The sequence below is a fragment of the Geobacillus sp. C56-T2 genome (assembly GCF_007829715.1).
Classification (GTDB): domain Bacteria; phylum Bacillota; class Bacilli; order Bacillales; family Anoxybacillaceae; genus Geobacillus; species Geobacillus icigianus.
On record NZ_VJWB01000001.1, the window covers coordinates 3,350,179 to 3,372,476 of the forward strand.

25 protein-coding genes are annotated in these 22,298 nt (G+C 53.8%); 10 read left to right on the plus strand and 15 right to left on the minus strand.

Annotation, left to right across the window (positions count from 1 at the left end):
* Positions 1–5: 5 nt before the first annotated feature.
* From argS to speE, 4 genes are all read right to left on the minus strand, one after another.
* The gene (argS, locus tag GC56T2_RS16640; RefSeq protein ID WP_144976752.1) at positions 6–1,679 is read right to left on the minus strand and encodes an arginine--tRNA ligase; all 1,674 of its coding nucleotides are present in this window, start codon (positions 1,677–1,679) and stop codon (positions 6–8) included.
* Positions 1,680–1,683: 4 nt separating this feature from the next.
* A complete protein-coding gene (locus GC56T2_RS16645; protein WP_144976755.1) occupies positions 1,684–2,115 on the minus strand; it encodes a YwiB family protein in 432 nt (143 codons plus the stop codon).
* A 157-nt stretch (positions 2,116–2,272) separates the two neighbouring features.
* Positions 2,273–3,148, minus strand: coding sequence for an agmatinase (speB, locus tag GC56T2_RS16650; protein WP_144976757.1), 876 nt, complete (start codon positions 3,146–3,148; stop codon positions 2,273–2,275).
* Positions 3,149–3,161: 13 nt separating this feature from the next.
* Positions 3,162–3,989 carry a polyamine aminopropyltransferase gene (gene speE / locus GC56T2_RS16655; protein ID WP_033021876.1) on the minus strand — a complete coding sequence of 276 codons (828 nt, stop codon included), beginning with the start codon at positions 3,987–3,989 and terminating at the stop codon, positions 3,162–3,164.
* 218 nt (positions 3,990–4,207) lie between these two features.
* Between speE and GC56T2_RS16660 the strand changes: the two genes are divergently transcribed.
* A complete protein-coding gene (locus GC56T2_RS16660; RefSeq protein ID WP_144976759.1) occupies positions 4,208–6,253 on the plus strand; it encodes a transglycosylase domain-containing protein in 2,046 nt (681 codons plus the stop codon).
* Positions 6,254–7,124: 871 nt separating this feature from the next.
* Here the strand turns inward: GC56T2_RS16660 and GC56T2_RS16670 are convergent.
* Entirely contained in the window at positions 7,125–7,640 is a 516-nt protein-coding gene (locus tag GC56T2_RS16670) for a YwhD family protein (protein WP_033023326.1), read from the minus strand.
* Positions 7,641–7,658: 18 nt separating this feature from the next.
* On the minus strand, positions 7,659–8,327 hold the full coding sequence (locus GC56T2_RS16675) for a site-2 protease family protein (protein ID WP_144976761.1): 669 nt from the start codon (positions 8,325–8,327) through the stop codon (positions 7,659–7,661).
* Between the two features lie 133 nt (positions 8,328–8,460).
* Here GC56T2_RS16675 and GC56T2_RS16680 point away from each other — a divergent pair, with 133 nt between their 5' ends.
* A complete protein-coding gene (locus GC56T2_RS16680; RefSeq protein ID WP_020961553.1) occupies positions 8,461–8,649 on the plus strand; it encodes a 2-hydroxymuconate tautomerase in 189 nt (62 codons plus the stop codon).
* Between the two features lie 101 nt (positions 8,650–8,750).
* Positions 8,751–10,052, plus strand: a complete 1,302-nt coding sequence (locus tag GC56T2_RS16685) for an NCS2 family permease (protein WP_144976763.1) — start codon at positions 8,751–8,753, stop codon at positions 10,050–10,052.
* Positions 10,053–10,108: 56 nt separating this feature from the next.
* On the opposite strand, the gene GC56T2_RS16690 is transcribed toward GC56T2_RS16685, so the two are convergent.
* The 3 genes from GC56T2_RS16690 to GC56T2_RS16700 form a co-directional block, all read right to left on the minus strand.
* Positions 10,109–10,627 (minus strand): YwgA family protein, encoded by a 519-nt coding sequence (locus tag GC56T2_RS16690; RefSeq protein WP_144976765.1) that lies wholly within the window; start codon positions 10,625–10,627, stop codon positions 10,109–10,111.
* A gap of 13 nt (positions 10,628–10,640) precedes the next feature.
* Positions 10,641–11,939, minus strand: a complete 1,299-nt coding sequence (locus tag GC56T2_RS16695) for an HD domain-containing protein (protein WP_144976767.1) — start codon at positions 11,937–11,939, stop codon at positions 10,641–10,643.
* A gap of 290 nt (positions 11,940–12,229) precedes the next feature.
* Positions 12,230–12,457 carry a YuzB family protein gene (locus GC56T2_RS16700; RefSeq protein WP_033021653.1) on the minus strand — a complete coding sequence of 76 codons (228 nt, stop codon included), beginning with the start codon at positions 12,455–12,457 and terminating at the stop codon, positions 12,230–12,232.
* A 174-nt stretch (positions 12,458–12,631) separates the two neighbouring features.
* Here GC56T2_RS16700 and GC56T2_RS16705 point away from each other — a divergent pair, with 174 nt between their 5' ends.
* Positions 12,632–13,285, plus strand: coding sequence for an RsfA family transcriptional regulator (locus GC56T2_RS16705; RefSeq protein WP_144976770.1), 654 nt, complete (start codon positions 12,632–12,634; stop codon positions 13,283–13,285).
* A gap of 209 nt (positions 13,286–13,494) precedes the next feature.
* On the opposite strand, the gene lipL is transcribed toward GC56T2_RS16705, so the two are convergent.
* Positions 13,495–14,364, minus strand: a complete 870-nt coding sequence (gene lipL, locus GC56T2_RS16710) for an octanoyl-[GcvH]:protein N-octanoyltransferase (protein WP_144976772.1) — start codon at positions 14,362–14,364, stop codon at positions 13,495–13,497.
* Between the two features lie 390 nt (positions 14,365–14,754).
* Complete coding sequence (gene pta, locus GC56T2_RS16715) at positions 14,755–15,735, minus strand: phosphate acetyltransferase (RefSeq protein WP_144976774.1); 981 nt, start codon at positions 15,733–15,735, stop codon at positions 14,755–14,757.
* Positions 15,736–16,011: 276 nt separating this feature from the next.
* Here pta and hemQ point away from each other — a divergent pair, with 276 nt between their 5' ends.
* The 3 genes from hemQ to gerQ all read left to right on the plus strand — a co-directional run bounded on the left by hemQ (position 16,012) and on the right by gerQ (position 18,221).
* Complete coding sequence (hemQ, locus tag GC56T2_RS16720; RefSeq protein WP_144976776.1) at positions 16,012–16,758, plus strand: hydrogen peroxide-dependent heme synthase; 747 nt, start codon at positions 16,012–16,014, stop codon at positions 16,756–16,758.
* A gap of 460 nt (positions 16,759–17,218) precedes the next feature.
* Positions 17,219–17,647 carry a cell wall hydrolase gene (locus GC56T2_RS16725; RefSeq protein ID WP_033842830.1) on the plus strand — a complete coding sequence of 143 codons (429 nt, stop codon included), beginning with the start codon at positions 17,219–17,221 and terminating at the stop codon, positions 17,645–17,647.
* Positions 17,648–17,675: 28 nt separating this feature from the next.
* Positions 17,676–18,221, plus strand: coding sequence for a spore coat protein GerQ (gene gerQ, locus GC56T2_RS16730; RefSeq protein WP_144976778.1), 546 nt, complete (start codon positions 17,676–17,678; stop codon positions 18,219–18,221).
* A gap of 137 nt (positions 18,222–18,358) precedes the next feature.
* On the opposite strand, the gene GC56T2_RS16735 is transcribed toward gerQ, so the two are convergent.
* The 4 genes from GC56T2_RS16735 to GC56T2_RS16750 all read right to left on the minus strand — a co-directional run bounded on the left by GC56T2_RS16735 (position 18,359) and on the right by GC56T2_RS16750 (position 20,541).
* Positions 18,359–18,730, minus strand: a complete 372-nt coding sequence (locus tag GC56T2_RS16735) for a DUF423 domain-containing protein (RefSeq protein ID WP_144976780.1) — start codon at positions 18,728–18,730, stop codon at positions 18,359–18,361.
* 285 nt (positions 18,731–19,015) lie between these two features.
* Positions 19,016–19,315 (minus strand): YwdI family protein, encoded by a 300-nt coding sequence (locus tag GC56T2_RS16740; protein WP_144976782.1) that lies wholly within the window; start codon positions 19,313–19,315, stop codon positions 19,016–19,018.
* A gap of 16 nt (positions 19,316–19,331) precedes the next feature.
* Positions 19,332–20,021: a uracil-DNA glycosylase gene (locus GC56T2_RS16745; RefSeq protein ID WP_033842828.1), complete on the minus strand. Its 690-nt coding sequence runs from the start codon at positions 20,019–20,021 to the stop codon at positions 19,332–19,334.
* Between the two features lie 136 nt (positions 20,022–20,157).
* On the minus strand, positions 20,158–20,541 hold the full coding sequence (locus tag GC56T2_RS16750; RefSeq protein ID WP_144976784.1) for a YkvA family protein: 384 nt from the start codon (positions 20,539–20,541) through the stop codon (positions 20,158–20,160).
* 124 nt (positions 20,542–20,665) lie between these two features.
* On the opposite strand from GC56T2_RS16750, the gene GC56T2_RS16755 reads away from it, so the two are divergent.
* The 3 genes from GC56T2_RS16755 to GC56T2_RS16765 are packed head-to-tail and all read left to right on the plus strand — an operon-like array spanning position 20,666 to position 22,231.
* Complete coding sequence (locus GC56T2_RS16755; protein ID WP_144976786.1) at positions 20,666–21,016, plus strand: STAS domain-containing protein; 351 nt, start codon at positions 20,666–20,668, stop codon at positions 21,014–21,016.
* Complete coding sequence (rsbW, locus tag GC56T2_RS16760; RefSeq protein ID WP_144976788.1) at positions 21,013–21,501, plus strand: anti-sigma B factor RsbW; 489 nt, start codon at positions 21,013–21,015, stop codon at positions 21,499–21,501. Before GC56T2_RS16755 ends, rsbW begins: the two co-directional genes overlap by 4 nt.
* Positions 21,461–22,231, plus strand: a complete 771-nt coding sequence (locus GC56T2_RS16765; protein ID WP_033021603.1) for a sigma-70 family RNA polymerase sigma factor — start codon at positions 21,461–21,463, stop codon at positions 22,229–22,231. The genes rsbW and GC56T2_RS16765 overlap by 41 nt, the downstream gene beginning before the upstream one ends.
* Positions 22,232–22,298 lie beyond the last annotated feature (67 nt).

The following is a 22,298-nucleotide window of genomic DNA, read 5'->3' on the forward strand; positions in this document are numbered from 1 at the left end:
GATGATTACATCTGCTCAGGCGCTGAAACGCCGATCAGCGTCAACGCGTTTTGCAGCGTGATTTGCACCGCCTTGACAAGCGCGAGGCGGGCTTTCGTTTTTTCGATATGGTCTAGGTCAAGCACTTTCTCCGCATTGTAAAAGCTGTGAAGCGCCGATGCCAACTCAAACGCATAGGCGGTGACGCGGTGCGGCATCCGCTTGAGCGCCGCCTCGGCGACGACATCGGGGAAATCTCCGAGCACTTTGAGCAGCTCGACCTCTTTTTCCGTCCCGACAAGATGATGAAGAGCTACATCGCCATCGTAGGAAAGGTGTTGTTCCTCCGCTTGGCGAAGAATGCTGGAAACGCGGGCGTGCGCGTATTGGACGTAGTAAACCGGGTTTTCATTCGACTGCGACACGGCCAAGTCCATGTCAAAATCCAAATGCGTATCGCCCGAGCGCATGGCAAAGAAATAGCGAACGGCATCGACACCGACCTCTTCCATTAGCTCGCGCATCGTCACCGCCTTGCCGGTGCGCTTGCTCATTTTGACGCGCTCGCCGTTTTGATATAGATTCACCATTTGAATGACTTCGACTTCGAGCGCCTCCGGGTCATAGCCGAGCGCGGCGATCGCCGCTTTCATGCGCGGAATGTAGCCATGATGGTCCGCTCCCCAAATGTTGATGAGCTTTTGGAACCCGCGCCGCAGCTTGTCTTGATGGTAGGCGATGTCCGGGAGCAAGTACGTATACGTACCGTCCTGTTTAATCAACACGCGGTCTTTGTCGTCCCCAAACGCCGTCGAACGGAACCATGTCGCCCCGTCCTGCTCGTAAATGTAGCCGCGCTCACGCAGCGTAGCGAGCGCCTCATCGATTTTGCCGCTTTCATAAAGCGATGTTTCCGAATACCAGACGTCAAACGGCACGCGGAAGTCGGCCAAGTCTTTCTTGATTTTCTCAAGCTCATAACGGAGCCCGTAGTCGCGGAAAAAGGAAAGCCGCTCGTCTTCCCCCACTTCGACAAACCGGTCGCCGTATTCAGCCGCAAGCTGTTTGCCGATTTCGACGATATCGTCGCCGTAATAGCCGTCCTCCGGCAGCGGCATATCGACACCGAGCGCCTGAAAATAACGGGCTTCGACCGATTTCGCCAAGTTGTAAATTTGCTTGCCGGCATCATTGATGTAATATTCGCGCGTCACATCGAACCCGGCTTTCGCTAAAATGTTGCAAAGCGAATCGCCGACCGCCGCGCCGCGGGCATGGCCTAAATGCAAATCGCCGGTCGGATTGGCGGAGACGAACTCGACTTGCACTTTTTCCCCGTTGCCGACGTTCGACTCGCCATACGCTTGCCCCGCCTGCAAAATCGCCGGCACGACCGCCGTCAAATAGCGGTTGTCCATATAAAAGTTGATAAATCCCGGCCCTGCTACCTCGATGCGCTCAACCGACACCCGCTCGCGGTCAAGCTGCCCGACGATGGCTTCGGCGATCGCCCGCGGCGGCTTTTTCGCGATGCGCGCAAGCTGCATGGCGATGTTCGTTGAGTAGTCGCCATGCGCCTTGTCGCGCGGCACCTCCAAGAGCACGTCCGGCAGCTCTTCGGCAGCTGCCAGACCGGCTTTGACCGCCGCCTCGCGAATTTCCTCTTTCAACTGTTCTTTCATCTGTCCGACAATGTTCATTGGCCTATACCCCCTTAAATGTTAGCGTCAACGTATGGCGCCCGCTCCGCTCGTGCTCTAGCATCAGCTCATACGAGAGAAAGAGCTGCCCTTGTTTCCGTCTTTCGTCATATCGGAACTCGATCGCCTCCGTTTTTGTCGCCAGCGCCCACCGCCCGAACACCGTTTTGTAATGGCCCGGCATTTCCTGCTGGCAGCGGAACGTTTGCCGCATCTCAACCGCCCCAGAACGGAGAACGGTCACCTCGTCAGGCGCGATTTTCACAATGTTGTTCACCCGTCCGAGTTCGTTTTCCTCGGCAAACTGCAAATACACGGTTGTCCCCTTTATGTAATACATGCCGTCCACTTCAAGCGCGATCGTCTCTTGGTGCGCACCGTCGCGGATGACGGCCACTTGACGAAGCCGCACCGGAATCCCGTTTGTTTCGTTCATATTTGCTGAACACACCTTTGCGAACACAGTCATAACAATAAGTATAAAGAACTGTCCCGCCTGATTCAATATGGAACGCTCATATTCCAGCAACCTTTCTCCTGCACACAAAAAAAGCGCCCTCGCCCGCTGGCGATTTAGGCGCTTTTTTCTCTATTCACTTGGCCACCCAACCCAGCAGCATTTCCCGCACAAGCTTGCTCGCTGTATTGGCGGTTTGTTCCGAATGGTCGTAAATGGGTGCGACTTCCACCAAATCAGCGCCGACGACGCGGACGTCGGAGCGGGCGATCTCGTGAATGGCCGCCAACAGCTCTTTTGACGTAATGCCACCGGCATCGACCGTTCCCGTGCCTGGGGCATGAGCGGGATCAAGCACATCGATGTCGATCGTCACATACACCGGGCGGCCGGCGAGCTTCGGCAGCACGGAACGGAGCGGTTCAAGCACCTCAAACTTGGCGATGTACATGCCGTTTTCTTTCGCCCATTCAAACTCTTCTTTCATGCCGGAACGGATGCCGAACGAAAAGACATTCGTCGGTCCGATCAAGTCAGCGACCTTGCGGATCGGCGTCGCGTGCGACAGCGGCTCGCCTTCGTAATGTTCGCGCAAGTCGGTATGCGCGTCCATATGAATGACGGCGACATCCGGATAATAGTCGTACACCGCTTTGATCACCGGCCAAGAGACAAGGTGTTCACCGCCAAGGCCGAGCGGAAATTTTCCAGCATCGAGCACTCTTCTGACAAACTGTTCAATCAGCTCCAAACTGCGCGCCGCATTGCCAAACGGCAGCGGGATATCACCGGCGTCAAAGTAGCGAACGTCCTTGAGTTCACGGTCCAAATACGGGCTGTATTCCTCAAGCCCGATCGACACTTCGCGGATGCGAGCCGGGCCGAACCGCGAGCCGGGCCGGTAGCTGACCGTCCAGTCCATCGGCATCCCGTAAATGACGGCTTCGCTTTCTTCGAAATTCGGATAGCTGCCGATAAACACGTTGCCCGAATAGGCTTCATCAAATCGCATCGCCTGCGCCCCCTTACTTCGTTAAATCGGCGACAAATTTCGGCAAGACAAAACACGCTTTGTGCAGCTCTTTCGTGTAATAGTTCGTCTCAATGTCATGGAAACGGTCATCGCTCACCGCAAGCGGGTCGTATTTTTTCGAGCCGAGCGTAAACGTCCAGAGCCCGCTTGGATAGGTCGGAATGTTCGCCGTATATAGACGCGTAACCGGGAAAATCTCCTTTACATCACGGTAAACGGTGCGAATCAAATCCGCCTTAAACCACGGGTTGTCCGTTTGGGCAACGAAAATGCCGTCCTCTTTCAATGCTTTGGCAATGCCGGCGTAAAACCCTTTTGTGAACAAGTTGACCGCCGGACCGACCGGTTCTGTCGAGTCAACCATAATGACGTCATACTCATTTTCGCTTTTCGCGATATGCATAAACCCGTCATCGACTTTCACTTCGACGCGCGGATCGTCAAGTTGACCAGCGATTTCCGGCAAATATTTTTTCGAGCATTCGATCACCTTGCCGTCGATTTCAACCAGCGTCGCCTTTTTGACGCTTGGGTGCTTCAACACTTCACGGATGACGCCGCCGTCGCCGCCGCCGACGACCAGCACGTTTTCCGGATGCGGGTGGGTAAACAGCGGCACATGGGCGACCATCTCATGGTAGACAAATTCATCTTTTTGCGTCGTCATCACCATGCCGTCTAGAATGAGCATGTTGCCAAACTCCGCCGTTTCGACCATATCGAGCTTTTGAAACGGCGTTTGCTCTGTATGTAAAGTGCGGATGATGCGTGCCGTGATGCCGAAATGTTCCGTCTGCTTTTCCGTAAACCATAGTTCCATTCGGTAACATCCTTTCTCCGAGCGTTTGCTTACTATCAAGTTTCCCTTGCCAACAAAAAACTAAACATGAAAAAGTATAGAGCAATCTAGCAAAAATGCAAGGGGAACGAGTTTAAAATAACAAAATTTTTTTCATACTAGTAAGAAAAGCGGAAAGCGCCTCCCTATCAAGCAGGCGCCTGCGTCAAGCACCGCTGAAACCGTTGGAGGGATGGGCAATGGAACCGATCCCGAGCAGCCGTTTTCGCGGCACGTGGAAATATGTGCGCGCCGCCGTCTTTATCACCGTGTTCCTCGCCGTTTTTGCTTTCGCTGCTCTCGGGGGCTTTATTTTGTTTGCCAAAATGGCAGGAGCACCGCCGGTCGCTGTGCCGCAGACGACATTGTTTTATGCCGATGACGGCAGCAAAATCGGGGAAAGCGACCACGGGCAGAAGCGTTACTGGATTCGTCTCGATGACATCTCGCCGCACGCCATTGAAGCAACGATCGCGGTAGAAGACCGAAAGTTTTACAGTCACCACGGCTTTGACTTTAAACGGATCGCCGCCGCTGTCATCGCCAACGTGCGGGCGATGGCGAAAGTCGAGGGCGCGAGCACGATCACACAGCAGTATGCGCGCAACTTGTTTTTGACGCATGAGAAAACGTGGTCGCGGAAAATTCAAGAGGCGCTTTATACGATCCGCCTTGAAACCAACTACAGCAAAGACAAAATCTTGGAAGGCTACTTAAATACGATTTATTATGGACACGGAGCTTACGGCATCGAAGCAGCAGCCCGCTACTATTTCGGCAAGCACGCGAGCGAGCTGACGCTCAGCGAAGCGGCCATGCTAGCCGGCATTCCGAAAGGGCCGTATTACTACTCCCCGTTCGTCAATGAACAGCGAGCGAAAGCGCGGCAAAAAATCGTCCTTCTCTCCATGGCGGAAGCCGGCTACATCAGCCGCCAAGAAGCGGAGCAAGCCTACCGTGCCAAACTCGTCTACGTTCGGCATCATGAACGCGAGCAGCCGATCGCCCCGTATTTTCAAGATGTCGTCAAGCAGCAGCTGCGCACGAAGCTTGGCCTTGACGAGCGGACGATCGAGCTTGGGGGGCTGCGCGTCTATACGACGCTCGATCCGCGTCTGCAACGAATTGCCGAGGAGCAAATCGCGCGCATCATTAACCCAAACTCGGCCATTCAGGCGGCGCTGGTCGCCATGGATCCGCGAACCGGAGAAGTAAAAGCGCTCATCGGCGGGCGAAACTATCAAGAGAGCCCGTTCAACCGGGCGGTGCAGGCGGAACGCCAGCCGGGGTCGACGTTCAAACCATTTTTGTATTACGCGGCGATCGAGCAAGGATTTACGCCATCGACCCAGCTGCGCAGCGAACTGACGACGTTTACGTTTGATGACGGCCGGGCGAGGTACACGCCTCATAACTACAATGACTATTATGCGAACGGCCCAATTACCCTCGCCCAAGCGCTCGCTGTATCCGACAACGTCTTTGCGGTCAAGACGCTGCAATTTATCGGAGCCGACAAACTCGTTGACACAGCGAAGACGCTCGGCATCACGAGCAAGCTAAAAGCCGTGCCGTCATTGGCGCTCGGCACTTCGCCAGTGAGGGTGATCGACATGGTCGCCGCCTACAGCACCATCGCCAACTACGGCAAACGAAACGACCCGGTGTTCATTAAAAAAGTAGTCGACAGCGCCGGCAACGTGATCTACGAGCACCAGCCGGCAAGCCGGCAAGTGCTCGACCGCGATGCGGCGTTTGTGACGGCCCATTTAATGACCGGGATGTTCGATCCAAAGTTAAACGGCTACACCACCGTCACTGGACAGTCGATCGCCGATGACATTACACGACCCTACGCCGGCAAATCGGGAACGACAAAAACAGACAGTTGGATGATCGGGTTCGCCCCACAACTGGTCGCCGGCGTCTGGACCGGCTACGACCGCGGCGAGCCACTAGATCGCTTTGACGAAAAACAATACGCCAAACAAATCTGGGTTCACTTTATGGAAGAAGGGCTCGCCGATGAACCAAAACGGTCATTCAAACCTACGAAAGGAGTCATCGGCGTCGACATCGATCCGCAAAACGGCAAGCTGGCCACCGACGCTTGTCCGGTAAAACGAAAAACGTACTATCTCATCGGCACCGAACCGACTGACTATTGCACCGACCATCTGGAAAAGAAAAAGAAGAAAAAAGAAGACGGGAAAAGCTGGTTTGAGAAATGGTTCCCGTGGTTTTAAATCAGAAGAGGCTGTCCCCAAAAGGTGGTTAAACCGACCTTTGGGGGCAGTTTCATTTAAATGGGGCATAGACTTCCCTCATCTCGGATCTTAAAGACCATTCTCCGTTGCTGAACTTTTAAGACATGATGTGATACAATCATGATCGTGATGGATAAAACGAGGGAGAGGTGGGGGAAAATGGAATCGGATACAATTCAACGCGAGCGATTACGCTTAAAAAAAAGTGGATAAAAAGGCAAAACTAGATGAATGGCATCCAAAGAAGATTGCTTTAGCAAACGAATGGATTGAGAATGAACAAACGCAGTATTGACATTTACCTAAGTTTTTTCTATACTTAGAATACAAAATAAGTTGTCTGTCTCGTCACAGACCATTTCACACGTAAAAAACGTGGATTCGTTTGTTTTTGCAAAGAGAGGAGCCTAAATGGTTCCTCTCTTTGCATATTATCAGTAAGATCATCATAAACCTAATGATAAGTTGCCTGCCGCGTCGCAGGCCATTTCACCCCGGCAACGGGGGATCCATGTGTTTTGGCCCCAGTACTTCGATGCTGGGGCTTTACTCACATTTCGCACCCTTCCGGCAAAAATCGGGAGGATTTTTTTTGTCCATTGTCGAATGAATCGTTGACACCCAAGGAAAGCAAAGGAGTTTCTACATCACGAGCATTCAAATCCGTGCCATTTACCCGAGTTCTAGTTTCAAGAAATGAAAAAATGCTCATGTACAGTTTTCAAGAAAATCCCCTGCGCATGCGCAGGGGATTTTCTTGTCCTAGTTTTCCTGTGTCATACATGTAGATTTAGTTTATCCTTTTTTCCAGACAAGAACAAGCCCTTGCCCAAATATGTTCACAAAACCGTCACAATTCGCCTTCAAGCCCTTTTTTCAGCTCATCGCTCGAACGGTTCCACATGTCGATGTCGTGGCCTTTCAAAAAGTCGGCGAGCACCCGTTTGGATTTCGCATCCATATGATCGACAATGATGTGCCGCTTCAGCGATTTATCGAGACGGTTCACATGTTCCGGCAATAGCTTATAGCCGCGGCGCGCCTCGCGGTCAACGGTCATTTCACACGCCGTCACCCCGGCGTAATACGGGCCGTCCTCACGGCGTTCAATCGTCACCCAAACGATCCAATACGGCTTGCCGTTCGGCACGGCCGCACGGTCGGGCAAAAACTTAATGCCGCGCTCGACGGCGCTGCGCGCATGCATCGCCCCCATATCGACGAACGCTTCGCCCGCCTCGACGTCAATGATGACCGGCGAGACGTTTTCTAAGCTCAACGCCCCGGCGCCAAAACCGCGGTGCCCGTCGGTCGGATCGTCTTTGATGATGTTAAAGCCGATCGTTTTTTTCTTTTTTTGCTCCATGCGCGGTTTCCTCCTTCCTTACATAAACAAACGAGCAACAACCGATTGCAGACTCTCAAGCACAAACGGCAGCGCCAGCTGAAACACCGGCTCAATCGTATAGCGGTCAAGCGGCGTCAGCACAAGGACTAGAAAAATCAACGCCCCGTAGCTCTCCCATTGCGTCATCTTCGCCCGCAAACCGTCGGGAGCCAAATCTTCGATGATCCGATACCCGTCGAGCGGCGGAAACGGCAACAAATTAAACAAAAACAACACCGCATTCAGGCCGATAAAAATTTGAAAAAACTGGTCAAACCCCGCAGCAAACCAATCCGGCAGCGCCCGCATGATGCCGAAATCGACCATCGCATACCAAATGACAAACCCAAGCCCGGCGAGCACAAGATTGCTGAGCGGCCCGGCAACCGAAACGAGAATGCCGGCTAGGCGCGGGTTTTTAAAATGGAAGCGGTTGACCGGCACCGGCCGCGCCCAGCCGAACCCGGCCAAGAAAATGAGCAGCGTGCCAAGCAAATCCAAATGGGCCAACGGTGATAACGTCAGCCGCCCTTGGTTTTTCGCCGTCGGATCGCCGAACTTGTAGGCGACGTACGCATGGGCAAACTCGTGCACGGAAAACGCCAGTGCCAACGTTAACAACACGTACGGAATTTCGCTGAATGAATACGGCAACATGTGTTCCACTTCATAAACTCCTTTTCCCTTGTTTTCCCTTATTCTTAAGTATACATGATTTGCCGCGAAAAGTGGACTGAACTTCATCATTCCATGGTATAATAAGCGCGACAGCACTCGACAAGGAAATGGGGGAATCACGATGCCGTATGTCACGATCAAAATGCTCGCCGGCCGCACGGACGAGCAAAAGAAAGCGCTTGTTGAAAAAGTGACGGACGCCGTTGTGGAAACAACGGGAGCGAAAAAAGAGAGCGTTGTCGTTTTCATTGAAGAAATGACGAAAGATCATTACGCCGTCGCCGGAAAACGGCTGAGCGACGCGGAGTGAAGAAGCGATGGGGGCGCCTGAAACGCCCCCGTTGCATTTTTTATAAAAAACGAATATTATTATAATGGTTTCTAACATTGTTCGTTTTTAGGAGGTCGCCCATGATTCGTTTCGCTGAAAAACAGACTGACCGCAAGACGGAAATGCTCGCCGGGTTGACCACGTTTCTCACGATGGTGTACATCGTCGTTGTCAACCCGGTCATCTTGTCAGATGCCGGTGTCCCGTTTGAGCAGGCGTTTACAGCCACCGTCATCGCCACGATCATCGGGACGTTGTGGATGGCGGTTTTCGCCAACTATCCGATCGCCATCGCCCCTGGCATGGGACTGAACGCCTATTTCGCCTATTCGGTGGTTGGCTCGCACGACAACATTTCGTACGGAACGGCGTTTTCCGCCGTGTTTGTCGCCGGGGTGCTGTTTTTGTTGCTGTCGCTCACCCCGCTCCGCAGCAAACTGATTGAAGTGATTCCCGACAGCTTAAAACACGGCATCACCGCCGGCATCGGGCTGTTTATCGCCTTCATCGGCCTGCGGCTGACCGGGATCATCAAAGCTCACCCGCAAAATTTGGTGGCGCTTGGCGACTTGCATGCCCCATCGGCCGTGTTGACGCTTGTCGGCCTCGCCGTCACGCTTGTTCTTATGATGCGCGGCGTCAAAGGAGCGCTCTTTTACGGCATGATCATCACCGGGATCATCGCCTATGCGACCGGGCAACTGCACTTTGACAAAGGCATCGTGTCGCTGCCGGCGCTGCCGGACGGGTTGATCGTTGCCAATCCGTTTGCGGCCATTGGGGATGTGATCAGCCATCATTTGTACGCCGTCGTCTTCTCGTTTTTGCTTGTCACGCTGTTTGACACGACCGGCACGATGATCGGCGTCGCCCAGCAAGCGGGATTGATGAAAGGGAACACGCTGCCGCGCGCCCGTGAAGCGCTCTTGGCTGACTCGGTCGCGACTACGGTCGGGGCCATGCTTGGCACAAGCCCAACGTCAGCGTACATCGAGTCGTCCACGGGGGTCGCTGCCGGCGGACGGACCGGATGGACGGCGCTCACCGTCGCTGTCCTATTTGTCATCGCCGCCTTTTTCAGCCCGCTGGTCGGCGCGGTCGCCGGGTTATCGGCCATCACCGCCCCGGCGCTCATCATCGTCGGCAGCTTGATGATCAGCCATATCGCCCATATTTCGTGGCATCAGCTCGACGAGGCGTTTCCGGCCTTTCTCATTATCCTAAGCATGCCGCTCACCTCGAGCATCGCGACCGGCATCGCGCTCGGCTTCGTCTCGTACCCGCTCTTAAAAATCGCCCGCGGCCGCTGGCGCGATGTGCATCCGCTCCTGTACGTGCTGGCGGTGCTGTTCTTTTTGCAGCTGGCGTTTTTGCCGCACTGATGGAATCAACCCGACGATCGTCGGCAGCACCGGTTTTCAATGACTAAAAAGCCCGCTTATACGCGGGCTTTTGTATTGCATCGGCTGCGCAGCGCTTCAATATACGCATACGCCTCTTCGATTTCTTCCGCCGTATAGCGCTGCTTGCTTTTGACGACGGCGATTTTCTCTTTTACTTCCTCTTTCGACAAATGTTCAAAATAGAGCACTGTGGAAACCAGTTCCAAGAAACGCGCGTTTTGTCCGTTCATCGTCTGCATGCATTCGTCAAGACCCGGCATGTCCCAGTCGTAATGGCGCAAAAACTGTTCGCCCGCCTCGGTCAGCGTATAGCGATATTGCACATAGCCGCTCTTTTTCTCTTTCTCCTCCTGCAAAAAGCCGAGCGCGCACAGCTCTTCAATGCGGCATGTGAGCTCTTCGGAATACGGGCCGTAAAAATGGAAGTCGAACTTCTCGTAAAACGGAAAGTCGAGCTTTTTCGCGATGTAAATCATTTTTTGCAGCTTTTTGCGGCCGACAATTTCCCCGGCGGCCGCCAACGCCTTCATCACTTTCGCATGCTCCGTAAGCACCCTCCGTCATCTCCTAACCCTTTAAAATTTCGAGAATCGCTTTCTTCACCGTTCGCTTCGCCGACAAGTCTTCTAGGAAGTCGGCCGGGAAATACAGCTTATGGTCGGTGCGCCGCTTGCCGGAAATGGCGTCAACGAGCACCGATTCGCGCGACAGCTCGCGCAGTTCCCCGTTCGGCATCAGCAAATAAATCGGCAGGCGTTCGCCTTCTTCTCCCGGTCGATAGAAGTCGTACGGCAAATCAGACGAGGAATCGACAACCAAATAATAGTCCGGGTCAATCCCCGCTTTGCGAAACAAACCGGTCAGTTCGATCAACTTCGCCATTTGATCGTTGGTCGGATGGAATTCGGTATATTTGAACAGGCGACGGCGCACAAAGCGATGGCATAAATCGCGCAAAATCGGATCTTGTTCTTCTTGCCATTGTTGAAAATAAAACAAAATGATCGACTCATCGAGCGCCAAGTAATCGTCAAGCGCTACGTTCCCGGCGAAAAACGACAAAAAGTGAACCGGCTTCGTTTGAAACGAGTAGCCGTCTTCGTACAGTTTTTTCGCCCGATGCAAAATTTTCGTCAAAATGACTTCCGCGCTGCGTGTGACCGGGTGGAAATACACTTGCCAGTACATTTGGTAGCGGCTCATGATGTAATCTTCAACCGCATGCATGCCGCTCCGCTTAATGACGACTTGGTCTTCGCGCGGGCGCATGACGCGCAAAATGCGCTCCATGTCAAAATAGCCGTAGCTGACGCCGGTGTAGTAAGCATCGCGCAACAAGTAATCCATCCGGTCAGCATCAATTTGGCTCGAAATGAGGCTGACGACAAGCTTGTTCGGATACGTTTTGGCAATCACTTCAGCGACCCTTCGCGGAAAATCGTCATCCACTTGGCGAAGTGCGGCGTTCACTTCCGTATCGCCTAAAATGATAGCCCGTGTAAAATCTTCGTGATCAAGGCGAAACACCTTCTCAAACGAATGGGAAAACGGACCGTGCCCCAAATCGTGCAAAAGCGCCGCACATAGGCAAAGAAGTCGCTCGCTATGGTCCCAATGGTCGCGGCCGACGAACACATCGTCAATGATGCGGCGAATGATTTCGTACACGCCGAGTGAATGGTTGAATCGGCTGTGCTCGGCGCCGTGAAACGTCAAATACGTGGTGCCGAGCTGCTTGATGCGGCGGAGGCGCTGAAATTCCTTTGTGCCGATCAAATCCCAAATCACTTTGTCGCGAACATGTATGTATCGGTGCACCGGATCTTTAAACACTTTTTCTTCGTCAAGCTGCCCGCCGGAATACATCGCATCCTCCTCTTCCGTCTCGAACATACACTTATTATACGCCGTTTCGAGCCGTAAAGAAATAGTTGACTTTTTTCTCCGTCTTTCTCCAGTATTGACGAAAAACACGTTCATCACCACAACGTGTACTTGACAGACGGTGCACTTCTCTGAACAAGTATAGGCTGATTGGTTTCCTGTTCTTTTGTGGATGCATAAGTAAGATGTGTGGTGAAAAAATCAAGTACAACTTTTGGTGAAGAGCCGAAAAACATAAAAATCACCTTCTTTCGGCAAAGAAGGTGATGCAGTCAACGGTTTTTCAGCCGTTCGGCAATTTTATCGATCAATTCGTCCTCGGTCAGCGCCGCCACCGGGCGGTTGTTGACGAAGGCGAACGTTTTTTTTCGCCCTGGACCGCAATACGACTGGCAACCGATTTTAATGACCGCGTCCGGGTCCAGCTTTTTCAAGCGCGGCAGCAGCGTCTTCAAATTCGGCGCCTTGCAGTCGTCGCAAACGCGAAACTCATTCGCCATTATTCGTCATTCCTTTCTGTGGCGTTTGCCTTGTGTATTCTACCCCTTTTGCAGGAAAATTGCAAGTTTACCGCTTTTATTCTCATAACTTGTCAATCCTGTAAACTGGAAATGTATAAATAGTGACGCTGTTGCCTATCCTTTTTACTAGTATCGAAAAAGGAGTGGGGAACAATGAAACAACGGCAAGATGCTTGGACAGAGGAAGACGATTTATTGTTGGCTGAAACGGTGCTTCGCCATGTGCGCGAGGGGAGCACCCAGCTCAACGCGTTTGAAGAAGTCGGCGACAAACTAAATCGGACAGCGGCGGCGTGCGGCTTCCGCTGGAATGCGGTCGTCCGCCATCGCTATGAGGAAGCGCTGCAGCTGGCAAAACAGCAGCGCAAAGAACTTATGCGGCTGCTCGCCAAACAAGGGGGCGCAAAAAAACGGCGCCTCTATGAACCACCAATGCCATCGCTTGAGGAGCTCGGCGAGGTGATGCAGCTGCCGGCCGTCATCCCGCCTGCCGCTTCGCAGCAAGTGACGCTCGACCAAGTGATCGCCTTCCTAAAAACGTTTCAGTCCCATGAGCGGAAGCGGGAGGCGCTCGTTAAAGAAAATGAGCGGCTGCGCCGCGAAATCGAAGAATTGAAGAAAACGAATCAAGAACTGGAAGAAAAAGTGGCACAGTTGCAAGCAAACTCGTCCACCGTTCAGGAAGATTTCGAGACGTTGGTCAACATTATCAATCGGGCGCGCAAAATGGTGTTAAAAGAGGAAGAAGAGCGGGGACTGACGTTCCGCATGGACCCGAACGGAAACTTAGAAAAAATCGCCGAGTAATGAAACAGGATGCCGCACTGTTTGCGGCATCCTATGTTTGTCGGCCAGTCCCACTCTTCTCCTGCCGCCCCTAAGAGGCTGGTGATTTAATGGCGTATACGGCTTTACCATGTCATTTCTCCATTAGAAAAACCCTTGTTGTTGTATCGGACCTGCTTTTCAATCATTCTCCCGTTGATGAAGGGAATCAGCGGTTTTTCACCAGCCTTCTAAACGTCGGCGGTCACGTTCCCCGTTCCGCTCGGTTTTTCGAAAGACACAACGGCATTCCGTTCCACCATGCGGGCCCAATAATATTCGTACCACTCCCATTCTTCCCCCTCGAGAGCAGAGGAATACAGCTGACCGCCAAACGATTGCAGCGTGCGCCAGAGGGCAACCAACAGCTCAGCGACGGACAACGGGCGGCCGGTAAGTTCGGACAGCGAGGCCATGACTGCCGGGTCGACAAGGGGATAGGCGAAAGTCGTTTGTTTTCCTTGCCGCCCGAGCTCATAAAAGCGGCGAATCAGCTCCGCGCGCGCCGAGCCGCTTCCCGTAACGCAAAGATAGATCTGCACAGCAACACCGCCGCGCACGCGCCGTTGGGAAATGCCAGCGAACTTTTGGCCGCCGATGCTCAAGTCATAGCGGCCCGGGCAATACGAACCGACGACCTCCCCTGCTTCGATGGTGACGCCGTATGGGGCAAGCATGGCAGCCATGAGCGCACACATGGCTTCATACCCTTGCTCAACGGCAATGGAACGGCCTGTTTCCGGGAAAACAAGAGAAATGTTCAGCACCCCGCTATCCAACACGACAGCGAGGCCGCCGGAGTTGCGGACGACGACGCGGTAACCTTGTCGGCGCAAAAACGACACCGCCTCGGCGATGTGGGGAAGCTTCGTATCCGCCGCCCCTAAAACGACGGTATGCTCGTGCACCCAAGTGCGCACGACCGGATCCGACCGCCCGGACCCGACCGCGGTGCATAGCGCGTCGTCCGTCGCAAACGACTGTTTCGCATCAAACAGCGGGCCGAAATGAGACTGGTCGATCACTCGCCACTTCGGCTGCCGCAACAATTCATGGCTCATCACGGTTAGCTCCTTACGTTGATCATTCCGCCCCCATTATAGCACAATCGATGGAGATGTTGCGCAACCGGATCGCCGAACAACAGCCGGCCTTTACACGAGTGCGCTTCGCCCAATCGTTACTAATGCATCAGCAATGGAAGTTTCCCCCACCTGCGGCCGCGCTGAGAAAAGCGTTCATCCCGATCAGCATGAAAGAGGGTGTCCCGAACACGCAGGGCACCCTCTTCTGTCACTATATCCAAAAATATCTTCTATTCGCATCAAGAAAGGGCGAGCTTTTCAACCCTTTCCTGCCGTCATTCGGTCGGTCTCGGTGACCTTTTGAGCGAATCCGTTTTTCCCTTCACTGGCGCACGCGAGCCGCACGACGGCCTTTTCTTTTTCCCCTCACTCTCCAAGCGACTGAGCGGCGGTAATGAGGGCAAGCTTATACGCATCTTCCGTGCTGCAGCCGCGTGAAAGGTCGTTAACCGGTTTGTTCAACCCTTGCAAAATCGGTCCGACCGCTTCAAAGCCGCCAAGGCGCTGGGCGATCTTGTAGCCGATGTTGCCCGCCTCAAGGCTCGGGAAGATGAACACATTCGCATCGCCTTGAATCGGGGAATCGGGGGCTTTCTTTTTCGCCACTTCCGGGACAAAAGCGGCGTCAAACTGGAACTCGCCGTCAATGACGAGCCCCGGCGCCATCTCACGCGCCAGCCGCACCGCCTCCGCGACTTTTTCCGTCTCTGGCGAGGAAGCCGATCCTTTCGTGGAAAAGCTGAGCATCGCCACCCGCGGCTCAAGGCCGAACATTTTCGCCGTCTGAGCGCTCTCGACCGCGATTTCCGCCAAATCCCGGCTGTCGGGGGCAATGTTGATGGCGCAATCGGCGAACACATACTTCTCCTCCCCGCGCACCATGATGAACACGCCCGATGTTTTGCGGATGCCCGGTTTCGTCTTAATGATTTGCAACGCCGGTCGGACGGTGTCGGCCGTTGAGTGGGCCGCCCCGCTCACCAAACCGTCAGCGGCTCCCGTGTAAACGAGCATCGTACCGAAATAGTTTTCATCAAGCAGCAGTTCGCGCGCCGCTTCCTCGGTCACTTTTCCTTGACGCCGTTCGACAAAGGCCGCAACCAGCTCATCAAACCTAGCATAACGGCGCGGATTGACAATCTGTAGACCTTCCAGTGACAAGCCAAGCGCCGCTGCCTTCACCCGCACCGCTTGTTCGTCGCCAAGAACGATCGGCTGCAACACTTGCTCTGTCGCCAAACGGCTGGCCGCCGCCAAGATGCGGTCATCCACGCCCTCTGGAAACACGATTTTCCGTCCCGTTCCAGCCACCTTTGCTTGTAACGCCGCAAACAAATCATTCGCCACCAGTTACGCCTCCTTCATTTTCGTGGTTGGCGTGCGGCCGCCCGACCGCTCCCTTCCTCCGGCCTCCTAGAGCGACGGTCATCACGCCATCCCGTCTTTCTACTATATAAGCATACCTCTTTTCAGCGGAAACGCAACGAAGGAAAGCCCTTCCAACCAATAATTCATCTTTTGGAACAATTCCGTACATTTGCTTTCATGCGCCATGCGCCGCGTTTTTGGCCAGACTATGGTATAGTAGTGATGGACATACTCGATGATAAGGAGTGACCGATGATGAGCGAAGCGGCCCAAACGTTGGACGGCTGGTATTGTTTGCATGATTTCCGCACAATCGACTGGAGCGCGTGGAAAACGCTGCCGAGCGAGGAGCGCGAAGCGGCGATCGCTGAGTTTTTGGCGCTCGTCGCCCAATGGGAGACGACCGAAAACGAGAAGCAAGGAAGCCATGCTATCTACACGATCGTCGGGCAAAAAGCGGACATTCTGTTCATGATTTTGCGCCCGACGCTTGATGAGCTTCATGAGGTGGAAACGGCGCTCAACAAGACGAAACTGGCCGAATATTGGCTGCCGGCGTATTCCTACGTCTCGGTTGTGGAACTGAGCAATTATTTGGCATCCGGCAGCGAAGATCCGTATCAAATTCCGGAAGTGCGCCGTCGCCTGTACCCGATATTGCCGAAAACGAACTACATTTGTTTCTACCCGATGGACAAGCGGCGCCAAGGCGAGGACAACTGGTATATGTTGTCCATGGAACAGCGGCGCGAACTGATGCGCGCCCACGGCATGACAGGGCGAAAGTACGCCGGCAAAGTAACGCAAATCATCACCGGCTCCGTCGGTTTGGATGATTTTGAGTGGGGCGTCACCTTGTTTTCCGATGATGCGCTCCAGTTCAAAAAGCTCGTTTATGAGATGCGCTTTGACGAAGTAAGCGCCCGTTTTGGCGAGTTCGGCTCTTTCTTTGTCGGCACTCGCTTGCCTGCGGAACAAGTTTCTTCGTTCTTCCATGTATAACGAGAAAGGGGCCTTACCTGCAGGCCCCTTTGCTTATTTCCCCCGGCTTCAAGCCGCGCGAACGCCGACCGGCAAGCACTCGCGGTCTCCTTTCTAGAAGGCTGGTGAAAAAACGCTGTCACACACCAATCGGCGACATTTTCATTCAAAAAAGAAAGTTGATTCTGCAAGGTTTCTCTAATTGAGAAACAGGTTGAACGTAACGGTGTTTTGCACGAAATCACCGGCCTCCTAGGGGAATGGTGATTTCATCGTGTATACAGCTTTACCATGTCATTTCTCCATTCGAAAAACCGTTGTTGGTTTTAGCCAACAGTGCTCGTTTCGGTCATATACAGGCAAACTACCCCATACATATAAAATCAGAAATTCCGTTTTAACCGTTTGTCCGCCTGTCACCATTTTCTCGTTCCGCCAATAGCCTATTACTGTCGAAATTCACAACGACTGAGGTGACGATATGGCCGTTGTAGCCCACACCGAGGAAGACGTGAAGCTGCTGGCTCGGCTCATGCGGGCGGAAGCGGAAGGAGACGGGCGGCTTGGGATGCTCATGGTCGGCAACGTCGGCATCAACCGCGTCATCGCCGACTGCCTTGATTTCCGCGGCATTCGCTCCATCCGACAAATGGTGTTCCAGAGCCCTGGCGGCTTTGAAGCGGTGCAAAAAGGGTACTTTTACCAACGGGCGCGCGATATTGATATTGGGTTGGCACGCCAAGTGATCCGCGGCTGGCGCTACCATCCCGCCACCAATGCGCTTTGGTTTTTTAAGCCGCCTGAAGGCGAGCCTTGCCCGCCGCAATGGTTCAACCAATGGAACGTCGGCCGGTATAAATCACACTGCTTTTTTGCGCCGACCCAATCGGACTGCCCGCGCGTTTATTGACATTTTTTCATATGAGGGAGGGGTTTCTATGTCCAACTATACAGACTATCACTTTTATTCGGAGGAGGAAGAGCAGCGGCAACAGCCATCCACGCCGTATCCATACGGCTATGCGTATCCGCAACCGTACTATCCAGCTTGGTACCCATATTCGTACTATCCGCAAGCGGTCTCCGCTCCGGCGATGACGCCGCCGACATTCGGGCCGCAGCCGACCTTCACCGCACCGACACCGACCACCGCCGCTGCGCCTGCGGCGGCAGGAGCGGCGATCCCGGGGATGTTGCCGCTTGAAGAGTCGTATATTGAAAACATTTTGCGGTTAAACAAAGGGAAAGTCGCTACGGTTTATGCGACATTCGAAAACAACCGTGAGTGGAACGCGAAAGTATTCCGCGGCGTGATTGAGGCAGCGGGGCGCGACCATGTCATTTTGAGCGATCCGCAAACGGGAACGCGCTATTTGATCCCGATGATTTACCTCGATTACGTCACCTTTGAAGGGGAAATCGCCTACGAATATCCGTTTGCCGGTGCGGCAGCGGCGCCGCTTTCCTCCTATTCTCCGCGCTGAGCGGCGTCCCAAGCCGTCGCTTTATGCCAGAGGGTGTCCCAAAAACTCGGGACACCCTCTCTTATCGCTATATAAGCGCCTGCCGCTTCCCTGCCACACGATATGGCCCGCAACCGGCCTTTTCGTTCGGCTCCGCGTTACAGCCACTTCAACGCCGCATATCCGATCATCATCCAAGCGATTAAAAAAGCAATACCGCCCAATGGGGTGATGGCGCCGAGCGGCTTGAGTTGCGTAACGCTTAATACGTACAAGCTGCCAGAAAACAGAACAATCCCCGCCAGCATCACCCAGCCCGCGGCACCGATCAACCCGACATTTGGCGCCTTGCCAAGCAACAGGCCGACGACCAACAAGCCTGCCGCATGAAACATTTGGTATTGCACCGCCGTTTTCCAAATCTCCAAATACCGATCCGGAATTTTCCCTTCCAACCCGTGAGCGCCAAACGCTCCTAACGCCACGGCTAAAAACGCATTGAGCGCGCCGAGAAGGACAAATGTTTTCATAGCTGTCCCGCCTTTCTAAATGGAAGATTGTTTTCTCTCAATTCAATGGGAATGTTCCATGACAACCAATGACTAATCGATCGGAACCCATCGATGGAACCGGCCGATCGGGAGCGCCACTGGCCAGACCTGCATTCAGACCGGAGAACCGCTTCTTGCCCTCCGGCGCCAAACAGAACAAGCTATATGAACCTCTCCCACCTACATTCCATTTCGAGGTGGGAGACTTCTCGGTGAATGTGTTAAAAGGAAAGAGCCGCTTCACGGGTTTTCCTTGTCTTTCCCTCAAAAATCTAACAACGACTCCCCGTTCGCCTCGTCATCAATGTCAGGGGAGCGCCCCCGGCCGGAAACGGATCCTAACGACAGCCCACCAGCAACCGACATCGGCCCGCCGACAACAAGCGGCCCTGTTGAGAGAGAGGGAACGGCCGGCTGCGGTTGAGCCGTTGTTTCTAACATTAAATCGCATAAGGCACGAACAGCGGCGATATGTTCGCGCATCCGCTGCGGGTCGTTCGTCGCTTTTGCTTTGCGGAGCTCATCTTCCATTTTTCCAACAATGGCGGCAAAGGAAATGGACATGCTTCTTCCTCCTCGCTCACTCGGCGCGGGCGCCGATGTTTTCGATTTGCCAGTCGATCGGTTCGCGTCCGTGCTTGGTTAAAAACGCGTTCGTCCGCGAAAATGGGCGGTGGCCGAAAAAGCCGCGTGCGGCGGAAAACGGGCTCGGGTGCGGCGCCTCGATGATATGATGGCGCGGATTCGTAATCCGTTCTTTTTTCTCTTGCGCATTCCGGCCCCAAAGCAAAAAGACGACCGGATCGTCTTTTTCATTGACGAGTTCAATGACGCGGTCGGTGAAATATTCCCACCCTTTGCCGCGGTGGGAATTCGCCTGGCCGCGGCGGACGGTCAACACCGTGTTTAACAACAGCACCCCTTGCTTTGCCCATTTCACAAGGTAGCCGTTATCCGGGATGTAGCAGCCAAGATCGTCATGCAGCTCTTTGAAGATGTTGACTAATGACGGCGGCACCGGCACGCCCGGCTTGACGGAAAAACTCAACCCGTGCGCTTGCCCCGGGCCGTGGTACGGGTCTTGGCCAAGCAGCACAACTTTGACGTTCGCGTACGGCGTATAATGAAGGGCGTTAAAAATATCGTGCATATCCGGATAAATCGTCCGCGTCCGGTACTCCTCTTTTAAAAACTCGCGCAGCTTTAAATAATACGGCTTTTGAAACTCCTCTTCAAGCAGCGGAGCCCAGTCGTTTTTCAGAATCGGCATTTTAAGCCACTCCTTTGCCATCGGCTTTTTCCTTTATCATTGTAACCAAAAACACACCAACGGCAAAGCGAAGTGAACGGCAGCCATCGGGGAAGCTCGCTTTCCAACCAAAAGCACCAATCCTTTGCCCCAGCCATCAAAGGCGCCCTGAAACCAGCCACCGGAGCAGGCCAACAGCAAGGAGCACGTAGAAAAACAGGATCAGCGCCCCGGCGGTCCAATTCGTCGGTTTGCCGCGCCTAGCGAGCTCTTCCGCCCGCGCCCGGTGTTCGGCGACGATGTCTTTCGGCAGCCACTTGAGCGCCAAGTAAATGCCAAGCGGCACAAGCAGCAAATCATCCACGTACCCGAGAACCGGAACGAAATCGGGGATCAAATCGATCGGGCTGAACGCGTACGCCGCGACAGTCAGCATAAAGAGACGCAACCAGACCGAGACGCGGCGGTCGCGGCTGGCCGAATACAAGACGAAAATTTCCCGTTTCAGCCTCTTCGCCCGTGACTTCCATTTTTCGAACACGGATCATCCCCCTTTTCTGTTTCAAATAGTATAAAATAGGGGTATAGTCATTGTAAACGCCTGATTGGTGGACAAGAGCATGCGACCGTAAAAACAAACGAGCGATCATTTGAGGTGAATGGAAATGGAAAAGAAACAATTTCATCTCGTTCATGACGAACGGTCAGACCGACACGTGGTATACATAAAAGGAGAGCTTGATTTAGCGGCGGCCGAGCAGTTTCGGCGTGCCATTGAACCGCTCGCCCATGACGCGGCCAAAACGCTTGTCATCCGCTTAGACGGGTTGACGTACATTGACAGCACCGGCATCGGCATGTTTGTGGCGCTGCTGAAAACCCGCAAAAAGCAAGGAGCTCCCTTTCTGATTGAAAACGTGCCGCCCAAAGTACAGCGTCTGTTTGATTTAACCGGCGTCTCTCACTTTTTTTCCGAAACAAATGACACGACAGAAAGGATCGAGAGCCAATCATGAAAGAGCACGAAACGATCGTACAGCTGTCGATTCCAGCCGATGCGCAATTCATCGATATCGCGCGTCTGACTTTGTACGGGCTGGCCGCCAAAATGGGATTTTCGTATGAGGAAATAGAGGATATGAAAGTCGCCGTCTCCGAAGCATGTAACAATGCGGTGCTGCATGCCTACAACGGGGCGGGCGGCGTCATTCATCTTCGCTTTGAGATAAGCACCGACGCGCTGTCGATCATCATCAAAGATCAAGGCAAAGGGTTCGATTACAAACGGGTGGCCAAGCAGGCGGCACCCCTGTCCACGAAACCGCTTGAAGACGTCAAAGTCGGCGGTCTCGGCCTCTTTTTAATGGAAGCGCTCATGGACGACGTCACTGTCAGCACAAAAGGCGGCACGGAAGTCCGCCTGACGAAATTCCGCCCTCGCGGAGAAGGAGAGCATGCCCATGACTCTATATCCCCCTCCTCTGTCCAAGAGCAAGCTTGACGCCTTGATTGCCGCTTACCAACAAACGAAGGCGGAAGAAGCGGCGACGGCGTTGCTCGTCCGCTTTGAACCGCTGATTGTGGCGGCGGCGAGAAAAATGGCGCGCAGCCGCCCCGACTTTTACGAAGATTTGTTTCAAGTCGGACGGTTGTCGTTTTTGCGTCTCCTTGAGCATTACGACCCAAACCAAGGGACGAGCTTCGAATCGTACGCGATGAAAAGCTTAATTGGCTATATGAAAAACTATTTGCGCGACAAAGCGTGGTACATTCAAGTGCCGCGCAAGGTGAAAGAAAAAGGAAGCAAAGTGCAGCAAGCCATCGACGAGTTGACCATCAAGCTGGAACGTTCGCCGACCATCGATGAAATCGCCGACCATCTAGGCTTATCAGCGGAGGAGACGATTGAAATTTTGGCCGGCCGCGACCATTACCAGCCTGTTTCGATCGACGCCCCCGTGCAAGACAGCGAAAAGGACGGAACGACCATCGGAGAATTTATCGCTGATCAGACAAATGAGGTTGAAGCGCTGATCGAACGTTTGGATTTGCAGCAGGCGATCGACAAGCTGAGCGAGCAGGAACGGCTCGTCATTGACGCCGTTTTCCGCCGCGGAGAAACGCAGCGCTCGCTCGCCGAACGGCTCGGCGTCTCACAAATGACGATCAGCCGCATCCAAAAGCGAGCGATCGACAAACTGAAACGGCAGCTTGCCGCCCATCCGTCCTGATCTTCACACCGTCAAGCCAAACGAAGGAAGAAAGAGGGATCATGCTGTTTGGCGAAGAAAAGACGGC

What these genes read in the sequence shown, in the direction of transcription:
- argS (WP_144976752.1), bottom strand. Translation starts at nt 1,679, where the DNA reads ATGAACATTGTCGGACAGATGAAAGAACAGTTGAAAGAGGAAATTCGC.
- GC56T2_RS16645 (WP_144976755.1), bottom strand. Translation starts at nt 2,115, where the DNA reads ATGAACGAAACAAACGGGATTCCGGTGCGGCTTCGTCAAGTGGCCGTC.
- speB (WP_144976757.1), bottom strand. Translation starts at nt 3,148, where the DNA reads ATGCGATTTGATGAAGCCTATTCGGGCAACGTGTTTATCGGCAGCTAT.
- speE (WP_033021876.1), bottom strand. Translation starts at nt 3,989, where the DNA reads ATGGAACTATGGTTTACGGAAAAGCAGACGGAACATTTCGGCATCACG.
- GC56T2_RS16660 (WP_144976759.1), top strand. Translation starts at nt 4,208, where the DNA reads ATGGAACCGATCCCGAGCAGCCGTTTTCGCGGCACGTGGAAATATGTG.
- GC56T2_RS16670 (WP_033023326.1), bottom strand. Translation starts at nt 7,640, where the DNA reads ATGGAGCAAAAAAAGAAAAAAACGATCGGCTTTAACATCATCAAAGAC.
- GC56T2_RS16680 (WP_020961553.1), top strand. Translation starts at nt 8,461, where the DNA reads ATGCCGTATGTCACGATCAAAATGCTCGCCGGCCGCACGGACGAGCAA.
- GC56T2_RS16685 (WP_144976763.1), top strand. Translation starts at nt 8,751, where the DNA reads ATGATTCGTTTCGCTGAAAAACAGACTGACCGCAAGACGGAAATGCTC.
- GC56T2_RS16695 (WP_144976767.1), bottom strand. Translation starts at nt 11,939, where the DNA reads ATGTATTCCGGCGGGCAGCTTGACGAAGAAAAAGTGTTTAAAGATCCG.
- GC56T2_RS16700 (WP_033021653.1), bottom strand. Translation starts at nt 12,457, where the DNA reads ATGGCGAATGAGTTTCGCGTTTGCGACGACTGCAAGGCGCCGAATTTG.
- GC56T2_RS16705 (WP_144976770.1), top strand. Translation starts at nt 12,632, where the DNA reads ATGAAACAACGGCAAGATGCTTGGACAGAGGAAGACGATTTATTGTTG.
- lipL (WP_144976772.1), bottom strand. Translation starts at nt 14,364, where the DNA reads ATGAGCCATGAATTGTTGCGGCAGCCGAAGTGGCGAGTGATCGACCAG.
- hemQ (WP_144976776.1), top strand. Translation starts at nt 16,012, where the DNA reads ATGAGCGAAGCGGCCCAAACGTTGGACGGCTGGTATTGTTTGCATGAT.
- GC56T2_RS16725 (WP_033842830.1), top strand. Translation starts at nt 17,219, where the DNA reads ATGGCCGTTGTAGCCCACACCGAGGAAGACGTGAAGCTGCTGGCTCGG.
- gerQ (WP_144976778.1), top strand. Translation starts at nt 17,676, where the DNA reads ATGTCCAACTATACAGACTATCACTTTTATTCGGAGGAGGAAGAGCAG.
- GC56T2_RS16735 (WP_144976780.1), bottom strand. Translation starts at nt 18,730, where the DNA reads ATGAAAACATTTGTCCTTCTCGGCGCGCTCAATGCGTTTTTAGCCGTG.
- GC56T2_RS16740 (WP_144976782.1), bottom strand. Translation starts at nt 19,315, where the DNA reads ATGTCCATTTCCTTTGCCGCCATTGTTGGAAAAATGGAAGATGAGCTC.
- GC56T2_RS16745 (WP_033842828.1), bottom strand. Translation starts at nt 20,021, where the DNA reads ATGCCGATTCTGAAAAACGACTGGGCTCCGCTGCTTGAAGAGGAGTTT.
- GC56T2_RS16755 (WP_144976786.1), top strand. Translation starts at nt 20,666, where the DNA reads ATGGAAAAGAAACAATTTCATCTCGTTCATGACGAACGGTCAGACCGA.
- rsbW (WP_144976788.1), top strand. Translation starts at nt 21,013, where the DNA reads ATGAAAGAGCACGAAACGATCGTACAGCTGTCGATTCCAGCCGATGCG.
- GC56T2_RS16765 (WP_033021603.1), top strand. Translation starts at nt 21,461, where the DNA reads ATGACTCTATATCCCCCTCCTCTGTCCAAGAGCAAGCTTGACGCCTTG.